Below are 11,838 nucleotides of genomic sequence, written 5' to 3'. Positions count from 1 at the left end.
TACCTATGAAATTTCTGCACGTTCTGCTGGCTGGCATCGCCGGCACTGCCGCCATGACAGCTTTCCTGTACCTCCTCTCCTACGCCACGCACCGGGTGATGAAAGTAATCAAAGTATTGGGCACCATGCTCCTCTTCCGGACGCAACCGGACGGCGCACTTTCCGATGCTTTCAGCACGAAAGTAATCGGTACAATCGCACACTACAGCATTGGCGCGTTCTTCGCCGTGGTGTATTTAGCCTTATGGGATTCCGGTGTAGGGCTGGTTTCGGCATCCTGGTCGCTGCTATTCGGCGTAGCCAATGGAGTTGTGGGGATGTTCGCCTGGTATACATTGTTCCTGGTACATCCAAAACCGCCTCTCATTAAGTTAAAAACCTACCTGATCACGCTCGTTTTTGCGCATCTTGTATTCGCGTTTATCACTTTCTATGCATATTATCTGCTCTCAGAGCCGGATTATACCTTCTGGCAATAAGTATTTTCAACTGTATTGGTTAACGATTTAACGCCTTCCTACCCTCCTCAAGATGGGAATTTGGCTGAAGGTGAGAGAAGGAGAAGTGGTATAGCAGAGGCTTCGCTCGTGGAACTGACTTATCCCTTCGCGCCAGAACACAAGCTTATACTTGAGCTACAGTATAAACAGCAGCTATTGGAAAGCTTACAGTCCTTGGGTGGAGCGCCTTGGCGGGTTCCGGTGCCTGCAAGGCAGCGCGCCAGCGCTGGTTCACGCCACCGCGCGATGCCCTTATCGGAGGCCCCTGCACCCCCAGGACGTGCCCTCGTGGGCTTAGAGCGCACCAAAGCTAAACATGAAACAAGACAAATATAAAACTGCGGATGAACGGTAGCTAACAAGTATAGCCTGCCCGATAAAGTATTGAGCACTGCTACTAAGTTTAGCAGAAGGGAAAAGTTATACTCGCTAATAAGTATAACCGAAAAAAAGTATAAATAAGCCTTGTTAACAAAGGCTCAAAGTAACAAGGTAATATAAAATAAAAGAGCCTGCTTGACTTAACATCCAACAGGCTCCTTTTATACTTTATACAAAAGCTACTTCTTAACCATTCATCGAGATAAGAAACTCCTCGTTGCTCTTGGTGCCCGTCATTTTGTCTTTCAGGAACTCCATGGCTTCGATCGAATTCATATCCGACATAAACTTGCGCAGGATCCAGATACGGTTCAGTTCGTCCCGGTCCATCAGCAGGTCCTCGCGGCGTGTGCCGGATGCTGGTACGTCGATAGCTGGGTACGTGCGGCGGTTTGCCAGTTTACGATCCAACTGCAGTTCCATGTTACCGGTACCTTTAAATTCTTCGAAGATCACCTCATCCATTTTAGAACCAGTGTCGATCAGGGCAGTGGCGATGATGGTGAGCGAGCCACCGTTCTCCACATTACGGGCCGCACCAAAGAAGCGCTTCGGCTTGTGCAACGCGTTCGCATCCACACCCCCCGACAGGATCTTACCAGACGACGGCACCACGGTGTTATAAGCTCGGGCCAAACGTGTGATAGAGTCCAGCAGGATCACCACATCGTGGCCGCACTCCACCATACGCTTGGCTTTGTCCAGCACAATGCTAGATACCTTCACGTGGCGGTCAGCTGTTTCATCAAAGGTAGAGGCGATCACCTCTGCTTTTACGCTGCGGGCCATATCGGTTACTTCTTCCGGGCGCTCATCGATGAGCAGGATCATCAGGTATACTTCGGGGTGATTTTCGGAGATGGCGTTAGCGATCTCTTTCAACAACACGGTTTTACCAGTTTTTGGCTGTGCCACAATCATACCACGCTGGCCTTTACCAATTGGGGCAAACAGGTCCAGAATACGGGTTGAGAGTTGGCTTGGCCGAGTGGTCAGTTTCAAGCGCTCTTCCGGGAACAGAGGTGTCAGGTGCTGGAACGGAATGCGGTCGCGGATCTCCTCGGTCGTGCGTCCGTTTACCGTCTCTACCTTTAACAGGGCAAAATATTTCTCGCCTTCTTTTGGCGGACGGATCTGGCCTTTTACGGTATCACCAGTCTTCAAACCGAACAGCTTGATCTGCGAAGGCGATACATAGATATCATCCGGAGAAGCCAGGTAGTTGTAATGCGTAGAACGCAGGAAGCCATAGCCGTCCTGCATCAGCTCCAACACACCTTCGTTTAGGATTATTCCGTCAAACTCTTTGAAATTACTACTACTGACGTTTACCTGCTGGTTCGTACGGCGTTGGTTGTTATCGCTGCGGTTATTTTCGTTGCGCGAGTCGTTTCTGCTATCGTTGCGGTTGTTGTTATCGCCACGATTGCTATTGCTGTTATTATTGTTATTGCTGCTGTTGTTATTATACTCACGCGGTTCACGCTCTGTGGTACGTTCAGCGCGGTTATCCCGGTTATCAGAACGCTCCTGGCGGCTCTCGCGCGTGTCAGTTCGTTCGGTGTTGTTGCGCTCCCCACGGCTGTCGTTATTCTGCTCACGTGTGTTGTTGCGGCTTTCGCGGCGGGGCTCCCGCTCTCTTGTCTGCTGGTCCTGGGGGCCGTGGTCCTTTAAAGGGGGTGTCTCCACCAGGGTTTCAGTAGCTACTTCGCTGCGCACAGCATGCTCGCGCACCCTTTTGCGGGCAGGTGCAGCAACAGGTGCTGGCGCCGGCGCTGCTTCCACAGCTACAGGACTTGCACTTTCTTGTTCTTCTATATTGGTAGGTTCGGCAGTTGGGGCAGGAGACTTGAACTTTTTGGTTATTTTTTCAGGAGAGGTTATGGCTTGCTGGTCTAGTATTTTGTAGATCAAATCCTGCTTGCTCAGTTTTTTGAAATTTTTAACACCCAGGTCTTCAGCAATTTCCTTAAGTTCTGAAAGAAGTCGATCTTTCAATTCTTCAATATTGTACATAAAAAAAATTATGGTAGTTAACTTAACTTGCCAAGTACGCGGTGTGCGGACGCAGCGAGAGACTTTGTTTTCTAATCAGGAAAAAGAATAGGTTGCGATAGAGTTACGTGAGGCTTAGGAAAAGCGCCATCTCCGATTGTACTGCAATGTTATTGTAATGCCTCTTAATTAACAAATATTACGGGGCTTTTGATAAAAAAAGTTTCACGATTTACTTAAAAGATTTCGCAAATGCCGCTTACTACTCAAAAAAGTATATTTTTGCAGCTCTACAAACACTTATTTATGCTACAGCTAACCGTTTTAAGAGAGCAAACCGACCGGGTAATAGCTGGTTTGACCAAAAAAAACTACAAGAATGCGGCCGATGAAATAGCCGCTTTGCTGCAGCTCGATCAGCAGCGCCGGCAGGTGCAAAACGAGCATGATGAACTTCAAAGCAAGGCCAATAACATCTCGAAAGAAATAGGCGTGCTGATGAAGAACGGGGAGAAAGAAAAAGCCGAAGCGTATAAGTCAGAAACGTCGGACCTGAAGCAACAGACAAAAGCCCTGGCAGAACAACTTTCTGCTATCGAGGCCGAGCTACAGCAGGCGCTTTATAAATTGCCTAACCTGCCGCACGAAAGCGTACCTGCAGGTAGAACAGCGGAAGATAACGAAATAGTTCTGCAGCATGGTGATATTCCAGCGCTGCACGCAGGCGCACTGCCACACTGGGAGCTGATCCAGAAGTATGACATCATCGACTTTGAGCTGGGGAATAAAATAACAGGAGCCGGTTTCCCTGTCTATAAAAAGCAGGGAGCTCGCTTGCAGCGCGCCCTCATCAATTTTTTCCTGGATGAGGCTATCAAGGCAGGGTACATGGAGGTGCAGCCGCCGGTGCTGGTGAATGAAGCATCCGGCTACGGCACAGGCCAGCTCCCCGACAAGGAGGGCCAGATGTACCATGCCACGGAGGATAATTTATACCTTATTCCGACGGCGGAAGTACCGATTACCAACATGTACCGCGACGTGATTGTGCCAGCCGAGCAGCTGCCGATCAAAAACACCGGCCATACGCCCTGCTTCCGGCGAGAAGCCGGCTCATGGGGTGCCGATGTGCGCGGCCTGAACCGCCTGCACCAGTTTGATAAGGTGGAAATTGTACAGGTAGCGCTGCCGGAAAACTCGTATGCCGCGCTGGAAGAAATGAGCAGCTACATACAAGGGCTGTTACAGAAGCTGGAGCTGCCTTACCGCGTGCTGCGCCTCTGCGGCGGCGATATGAGCTTTACTTCTGCCCTTACCTACGACATGGAAGTATACTCTGCTGCCCAAAGCCGCTGGCTGGAAGTAAGCTCGGCCTCTAACTTTGAAACCTACCAGGCCAACCGCCTGAAATTACGGTATAAAACCGAATCGGGTAAAACGCAGCTGCTGCATACTTTAAATGGCAGCGCGCTGGCCTTGCCGCGCATTGTGGCGGCTATTCTGGAGAACAACCAGACGCCAGATGGCATTAACATGCCGCAAGTACTGCACGCCTATCTCGGGTTTGATAAGATTTCCTGATCTGCAGCTGCAAGCCCGTTACGCGAGCTGATGCCGCATTTTATTTATACTTGTACTATATACAAAAGCCGCTCGTGGACAGCGGCTTTTGTATATAGTACAAAAAACTTCTTCTTGATCTCTAGCCGCCAAACTGCTCCTGGTATGCTTCATACTGGCTTTTAAGTTTGTACTTCTTGATCAGGATCTTCGGGGCATCCATCTCTTCAGCCTTTAGTGCTTTGGTCTGCAGCAACTGCAACAGCGCTGTTTGCTCGTCCGGGGTTCCTTCTATTTCCCTGTAATCCTGCAGCAAGGATGTGGTGGGCAGCAGCTTATTTTTCTGAACATTCACGTAAGCGATTGACATCAGCTTTTCCAATCCCTGCTCCAGTTCCTGCAAGCTAAGTACTGTTCCGTCCACTGCATCAGCCATTAACAATACCTCCTGCACAGGCACTCCTCCTTCCCCACCTGTGGCCAGCAATATCGCTTCTAATAGTTGTGCATCGGTCTCCTGCCAGGTTAAGTTATACTTGGGCATGGTTCATTTATTTTGGTTGGTTGATAATAAAAATCTCAGGCGCTAAATATTATTTTCAGCTATTTATATTAATATTGCTAGCTTTTAATAAATAAATATTGCTGTTGTGCTACTACTCAGAAAACAAACTGCCGCGCTTTTCCTCTGCTTCGTGCTAAGCCTGCTTGCCTTTCAGCAGGGCTTCGGCCAATCGAAAGGCTATATCATTAAAGGAGAAAGCGTTTATACTCAGGGATACATCCATTTTAATACCCAGGAGCCACAGGAAGTAAAATTCAGCTTCATGCGCGATGGCACGCCCCGCACCTATACGGTAGAGGAACTCACTGGCTTCGGCTTTCTGGACAGCACAACGTATGCCGCAAAAACCATCGTGCAGGATGGGAAGCCGCAACGCCTGTTTGTCGAAGTAATCGGCGACAGTGCATTTCTGTACCTGGAGCGCGACCAGGCTTTCTTTAAGCATACGAAAGCCCCTGAACAAATATACCAAAAAGATCTGCTCTCTTACCTGCAATCCCTCACCAACTCCTCCGAGAAGTGGTACCCGCAGCTGCATTTGTTCCAGCTGAAACGTAACTCCCTGCGTTATTTTGGCAGGTATAAACAGGCAGCTAAGCAGCCAGCTATTCCGTTTTACAGCAGGGGCTTGTTCACCAGTTTCAACATTGCTACGCTGCATACCCAAAGCAATACGCAGCAACCGGCATTTGCCGACCCGCTGGAGACTGCCTCGCCCAATATCAGCATTGGCGGTTTTGTTAACCTGCCGCTCTGGTCTGTCAGAAATCTGGCGCTTCAGGCGCAGGCGAGCTATGGCAAAATGCGCTTTAACGAGACAAAGCAACTGCCTAAGGCTCGCTACGACATTAAACTGGACCTGGACTTTGCCCGCCTTTCTTTAATGCCACAGTACACCCTCAGCAGTTCTAAGACGTTTCGTTTGTTTGTACAGGCAGGCCCAAGCGCCATCTATCTCCTGAAAAGCGAAAGTGAAGGTTTGGAAAGTATAGAAGAGGGAGATAACGTCTGGACCTCGCCTATTGCCGGTCTGCCCGTCACGTCTAAGGCAATGTTCGGGTATGAGGCTGGTGTAGGCCTCAGCTTTTTTTACCTGCCGCAACATTACCTGTCGCTTGGCCTGAACCACAGCGCGATCCATGGCAGAAACTTCAACATCAGCAACCAGTCTCTTACAGTTAGCGTCAACTTATGAAAACCAGCTTTACCCGCTCCATCCTATACCTGTTCCTGCTTTGCCTGTGCTGCTGTGCCAAAGAAGAGGACTTCCCGAACGGAAGTAACTATCCGTTCATGAAAATACTGAATGCCACTGCCGATAGTACCGGCATCCGCGTAAAAGCGCAAGTTTCGGTGCCAGGCACAGCCAAGATACAGGAGTATGGCTTTGCCTACGGATTTGTTTCTTCGTACGCAGATCAAAAAGTGCCAGAGCTGCGGATGCAAACTGCTTTAACCAACGGCGAGTTAGATGCCGTTCTGAAAGATGGCCTCATCAAGCGTACCAACTACAGGATCCGGGCCTACGCTGTTACAGCAGATGGTAAAACAGTATACAGCCCTGCTGTTACAGCTATAAGCCTGATTTCCAGCACGCCCGTTATCACCGATTTTTCGCCACAGGAAGGGGCCGCCGCTACGGAGGTGACCATTACTGGCTCCAGTTTCACCAATGACAAGTATAAAATAGCTGTATACGTCGGTGCAATAAGGGTGAACGTGCTCTCAGCAGACTTCGACAAAATCGTTGTCCAGATACCCGACGGCAGAGAGTTTGGCTCCTACCCGCTACGGGTGGTACTGAATGGGGTAGAAAGCAAATCAAAAAAACCATTTAAGTTATGGGGCCCTGAAATTACAAGTATGAGCCGGTATGAAGGTATGCCCGGCGACACCGTGACATTATTCGGCAACCATTTAACGGATGGTACCGGGAGCACCTATGTCACTTTAAGATCCGCCGGATTCTCCATACTCTCGAGCTCCAACACCAAGCTTCAGCTCGTAGTCCCCTATCCCTATAACAACACCGATGCGTTTGATGAAGCTTCGCCTGTGGTGGTAAGAGCGGGCCAGAAAGCAGCTGCATCTGCCTTTACCTTCACGCTGCACTCTAATTTCGGGAAGGCCAGCGCCTTAACCTTCGCCCTGCACTCATCGAATCTATCTGCTTTTGAGTACAATGGCAAAGGCTACTTTTTCGACTTCGATCGCGTTATCAGCTACTCCATTGCCTCCGGCACCTGGCAAGTGGAAAGCGCCTACCCCGGTAAGCCACGGACTGGAGGCGTCTGGCAGCGCGTCGGCAACAAAGCATACCTGATCGGCGGCACCAATGGCCAATACTATTTTGGTAGTGTATGGGTGTATGACTTGAACACTAGAGAATGGCAGCAAAACCCAGAACCAACCTTTGCGGTAATGAATGCCGCCAGTGTTGTGCTGAATGACAAGATATACTTTACCGGTGGAACCAACAGCGAAAACAGCTACATGCTGTGGCAGTATGATCCGGCCACACAATTATTTGTGCGCTTAGGTAATGCGCCAGGAAAAGGAAATTATGGGCAGGCATTTACCCGCAAAGAGAAGGCTTACTTTCTGATGAACGGCGCCGTAATGGAATATGACCCCGCTAACAACTCCTGGCTGGCTGACAGCTATTTCAACCAAAGCAGCAGCCAGGCTTTCACCATCGGCAACGACGATGCTTACCTGCTGACATACCAAAGACCGGTAACGCTATACCATTACCAACCAACCACGCACACCTGGGAAAAAGCCGCTTACGTACCGGACTGCTCGGCCTATTATACACAGGCACATTCCTTCTCAGGCTTTACCAGCAGTACATCGCTGTACTTGGGGCTATTTACCGCTAACTCCCTTACCAATAGCTGCAACAATAATTTCTACGTTTACAAACCTTAGTTATAGTTCTTCAAACGAGATGTCGCGCATGCACTTGAAGTGGCCTTTGGGGCACTTGCTGTAGCCTATTTTAGAGCAGGGGCGGCAGCTGAGGCCCTCCACTTCCAGCACTTTATAGGTGGTCCGGAAAGGGTACATGCCAAACTCTGGAATGGTATTGCCCCACACGCTGATAATCTCTTTCTGGAACGCCGCCGCAATATGCATCAGGCCGGTATCATGGCTCACCACCTGCGCTGCCTGCCGCACCAGCGAGGCAGACCCGTTGAGGCTATACTTGCCACAGGCGTTGTAGATGGTTGTGTGTTGCGCGTTTTGTGTTGTGCGTTCTTTGAAGTAGGCGGCAATTTCATCTCCGGTGGCGGCATCCTCCTTGCCTCCTAAAAGTATAACCGGCCCGTTCAGGCGCTCACACAACGCGATGATGCGCTCCGTAGGCAAACGTTTGGTATAGTGTTGCGCACCGATGGCGAACGCGGTGTAGCTATGCTGGAATGGTTCCGGCAGTGTTTGCAGGTCCACTTGCTCCTGGGCAGGTATAAAGTAGTTCAGGCCCTGGCCATCGTCCTGCACACCTAAGGCAGCCGCGGCTTCCAGGTACCGTTGCACGATGTGCACGTCAGGTAGGCGGTTCAGCTTGAAATTCACTATCAGCCATTTTTCATAGTTGAGCTTGTTGAAGCTCCTGTTCGGCTTACCTAAGCGGGTTTTGATGAGGCGCGTGCGCAGGTTGTTGTGCAGGTCTACCACGTAATCAAAGTTTTCCGCCTTCAGTTGCTGCACCAAATCGCTTAGCTTCTCACCCAGCACATGCACTTTGTCCACGTACGGGTTATTGGCGACTATACTCTGAAAGGCCTTTTTGGTGCAATAGTGCACCTTCGCCCCCGGCACCTGCTGCTTAATGCCGCGGATAACCGGCGTCGTCAGCACGATATCGCCGATAGACGAAAAACGAAGGATGAGGATCTTTGGCATTTTATACTTTCAGGCACTCTGCCGCAAGTTTGAACTTGTAGCAACAACAACTTATACTTTACTTACCTACTTTATCTTCTCCTTCCGCTCCCGGAAATACCGTTCTACTTCTTCCACCGATTTCGTATTGAATGTCATCTCTTTCGTTAAGCCACCTTTACGGCCAACCAGCACGCCATACTTCATGTCGGCATAGCCGCTGGTGTGGTGCGCGTCGGGGTTTATACTTAGCATCACACCTTGTTCTAGCGCATACTGCACCCAGCGCCAGTCAAGGTCTAACCGCCAGGGATTGGCGTTTATTTCGATGATGACGTTGTTGGCCGCGCAGGCATCGATGATCATTTTATGGTTGATAGGATAGCCCTCGCGGCGCAACAGCAGGCGACCGGTGGGGTGGCCCAGCATCGTAGTGTATGGGTTTTCGATGGCGCGCAAAAGCCGCTCGGTGGCCTTCTGTTCGTCCATGTTCAGGTTACTGTGGATAGAAGCTACGATAAAGTCGAAGGTAGCCAGGATGTCTGGGGTATAATCCAGGGAGCCGTCGCCGAGAATATCCGACTCGATGCCTTTAAAGATCTTGAAAGGAGCCAGCTTCTGATTTAGCTCATCAATTTCCTTTTGCTGGCGCAGCACGTCACCTTCGCGCAAGCCACCGGCATAGGAGGCCGTTTTGCTGTGGTCGGAGATGCCGAGATACTGGTAGCCCAGGTCGCGGCAGGCAGTAGCCATCTGCTCTAATGTATGAGCACCGTCAGAATAGGTGCTGTGGTTGTGCAGAATGCCTTGCAGGTCGGATAGCTCCAGGAGAGTCGGCAGCTTGTTCTCCATCGCCAGTTGCAGTTCGCCCGCGCCTTCGCGCAGTTCCGGTACCACGTAGGCCATCCCGGCAGCGGCATACACGTCTTCTTCCGAGGCATGATTTTCCTCCTTCAGCACTGCCTGCAGGCTTTTGCCAGCAGCAAACACCTGCGTCAGGTGCGCTTCCGAAGCAGAACGCCGCAGCAGTTCGTTGCCGAAGCAGACACTTGGCGTTAAGTATATTTCTGTCTGCAGATCGCTTACCGTATGCAGGCCGCGCCACACCATGGGACCGGATGCTTTCGCGTCCTGCACCAGCACCTCCACTTGGTTCAGCTTTTCAGCTACCTCGCTCAGCGCATCTGTCGCCACTACAAACTGCAGCTTCTCCACAATTTCTATGTAGCGGCGCACTTCGCCGGTTACGGCAACCTGCGCCTCCGGCAGCACCTCCTCTATCCGCTGCAGCAGCTCCCGGGCAGCAGGTTCGGCCTCGGCATACAACAGCTTGCCGCGGTTCTGCTGGGCAAAGAGTAGCGCCTGCTTGATGTTTTCCTGCGTTTTGGCGCCAAAGCCTTTTACCTTGCTCAGCTTGTCCTGCTCGCAGGCCTCCAGCAGATCTTCCAGCGTTTCGGTGCCTAGGTCTTTCCAGATAAGGCGCACTTTTTTAGGGCCAATGCCTTTGATGCCGAGCATTTCCACTACGCCTGGTGGTGTGGCCGCGTACAACTGGTCCAGCTCCGGGAAAGAGCCTGTCTGGTTGATATCGATAATTTTAGCAGCAATGCCTTTGCCTACACCGCTGATGCTCTCCAGGTCTGCCTGACTTTTATATGCCAACGGCTCCTCTACCAGTTCTAATGCTGCCACAGCATTGGTGTAGGAGCGCACCTTGAACGGGTTCTCGTCGTGCAGCTCCAGCAGCTCAGCGGTCAGCTTAAACAGCTTTATAATGTTCTTATTTTCCAAGGCGTTCTATCGTATACTACAAAGATAAGAAAACCATGTAAACCCTGCCTGCCGGGCTTTCATATTCGGTCTCTTCTATATAAAACAGGAATTGCGTACCTTAGCCATGCAAAAAGCCTCCGGGCAAACCACCTACTATGAAACACGCATCGCTGCTTTGTGTCTTGTGCCTGCTGCTACTGGCAAATACCTGTAAGAAAAATGATACCCTGGAGGCCTCGTTGATGGATAAAACATGGCTGCACTCCTTTGAAGAAGATGCCGGCGACACCACCGTTTACCGCCCCAACACCTACGATTTTCCACCTTCCAGGGGCCGGACAGGCTTTACGCTGGAGCCCGGCGGGGTAATCAAGCGCTACGAAATTGCGCCTACGGATGGGCTGGAGGAGCACGAAGGAACCTGGCAACGCAAGGAGAAAAACCAGGTGGAGGTACACATGAAAGACAGCGCGGTGTTGCCGCAGGACTATACGCTGGAAATTGTTTCGGTAGACAAGGACGTGCTGAAAGTGATCCGGCAGCCCGACGCGGAGGACAAGTAACGTTCTAGCAAGTATAGCCCGGATGTAGAGCCGGCAGTACAAAGCTCCTGAAGAAAGATGTTACTCTCCCACTTTTAGCTGCGGGAGCAGAAAAGCGTCTTAAGTTCGGACATCGCTTTAGAATTATCAGTTCGACCTGTTTTCTGAATTTATTTACTACTCTTATACTTATATACATGCAACACTGGCTCGTAAAATCCGAACCTGAAACATACTCCTGGGCTGACTTGGTAAAAGAAGGCCACGCCTGCTGGGATGGCGTCCGCAATTTTCAGGCACGCAACAATTTGCAGCAGATGCAACCCGGCGACCTGGTGCTGTTTTACCACAGCGTATCGGAAAAAGCCGTGGTGGGCATTGCTAAAGTAGACAAAGCCGCTTACCCCGATCCTAGCGCCGACGATCCGAAGTGGATGGCGGTAGACCTGGTGCCTTTCCGGGGCTTTAAAGTGCCTGTTACCCTGGAGCAGATCAAGCAGGACAAGCGCCTCGAAAACATTTTGCTGCTGCGCCAGTCGCGCCTTTCGGTCATGCCACTCACCGGCGAAGAATTTGATGTGCTGCTGGCCTTAGGCAATTAATAGTAGCGGCGCGAAAAAAGCAGGCGCTATAA

Annotated in this window: 10 protein-coding genes; 6 read left to right on the top strand and 4 right to left on the bottom strand. The window is 50.8% G+C overall.

The annotated features are described in order from the left end of the window. Window positions 1–5: 5 nt before the first annotated feature. A complete protein-coding gene (locus ABDW72_RS07355; protein ID WP_347157862.1) occupies window positions 6–479 on the top strand; it encodes a hypothetical protein in 474 nt (157 codons plus the stop codon). A 588-nt stretch (window positions 480–1,067) separates the two neighbouring features. Here the strand turns inward: ABDW72_RS07355 and rho are convergent. Further along, window positions 1,068–2,897, bottom strand: coding sequence for a transcription termination factor Rho (rho, locus tag ABDW72_RS07350; RefSeq protein ID WP_347157861.1), 1,830 nt, complete (start codon window positions 2,895–2,897; stop codon window positions 1,068–1,070). A 285-nt stretch (window positions 2,898–3,182) separates the two neighbouring features. On the opposite strand from rho, the gene serS reads away from it, so the two are divergent. Continuing rightward, a complete protein-coding gene (gene serS / locus ABDW72_RS07345; RefSeq protein WP_347157859.1) occupies window positions 3,183–4,457 on the top strand; it encodes a serine--tRNA ligase in 1,275 nt (424 codons plus the stop codon). Window positions 4,458–4,578: 121 nt separating this feature from the next. Here the strand turns inward: serS and ABDW72_RS07340 are convergent, their stop codons facing one another. Next, window positions 4,579–4,980, bottom strand: coding sequence for a hypothetical protein (locus ABDW72_RS07340; protein WP_347157858.1), 402 nt, complete (start codon window positions 4,978–4,980; stop codon window positions 4,579–4,581). A 106-nt stretch (window positions 4,981–5,086) separates the two neighbouring features. On the opposite strand from ABDW72_RS07340, the gene ABDW72_RS07335 reads away from it, so the two are divergent. Both ABDW72_RS07335 and ABDW72_RS07330 read left to right on the top strand, forming a co-directional pair. Further along, entirely contained in the window at window positions 5,087–6,196 is a 1,110-nt protein-coding gene (locus tag ABDW72_RS07335; RefSeq protein ID WP_347157857.1) for an outer membrane beta-barrel protein, read from the top strand. Continuing rightward, window positions 6,193–7,932 carry an IPT/TIG domain-containing protein gene (locus ABDW72_RS07330; RefSeq protein WP_347157856.1) on the top strand — a complete coding sequence of 580 codons (1,740 nt, stop codon included), beginning with the start codon at window positions 6,193–6,195 and terminating at the stop codon, window positions 7,930–7,932. Before ABDW72_RS07335 ends, ABDW72_RS07330 begins: the two co-directional genes overlap by 4 nt. Here the strand turns inward: ABDW72_RS07330 and ABDW72_RS07325 are convergent, their stop codons facing one another. Both ABDW72_RS07325 and polX read right to left on the bottom strand, forming a co-directional pair. Continuing rightward, a complete protein-coding gene (locus ABDW72_RS07325; protein ID WP_347157855.1) occupies window positions 7,933–8,910 on the bottom strand; it encodes a glycosyltransferase family 9 protein in 978 nt (325 codons plus the stop codon). Between the two features lie 66 nt (window positions 8,911–8,976). After that, window positions 8,977–10,680 (bottom strand): DNA polymerase/3'-5' exonuclease PolX, encoded by a 1,704-nt coding sequence (gene polX / locus ABDW72_RS07320; RefSeq protein WP_347157854.1) that lies wholly within the window; start codon window positions 10,678–10,680, stop codon window positions 8,977–8,979. A 137-nt stretch (window positions 10,681–10,817) separates the two neighbouring features. On the opposite strand from polX, the gene ABDW72_RS07315 reads away from it, so the two are divergent. After that, on the top strand, window positions 10,818–11,225 hold the full coding sequence (locus ABDW72_RS07315) for a hypothetical protein (protein ID WP_347157853.1): 408 nt from the start codon (window positions 10,818–10,820) through the stop codon (window positions 11,223–11,225). 176 nt (window positions 11,226–11,401) lie between these two features. Next, window positions 11,402–11,806, top strand: a complete 405-nt coding sequence (locus ABDW72_RS07310) for an EVE domain-containing protein (RefSeq protein ID WP_347157851.1) — start codon at window positions 11,402–11,404, stop codon at window positions 11,804–11,806. Window positions 11,807–11,838: the final 32 nt, after the last annotated feature.

The organism is Pontibacter chitinilyticus, from assembly GCF_039748935.1.
In the GTDB taxonomy this organism is placed as follows: Bacteria; Bacteroidota; Bacteroidia; order Cytophagales; family Hymenobacteraceae; genus Pontibacter; species Pontibacter chitinilyticus.
The sequence above is the reverse complement of the archived record's forward strand: the minus strand, read 5'-3'. Positions and strand labels throughout refer to the sequence as shown.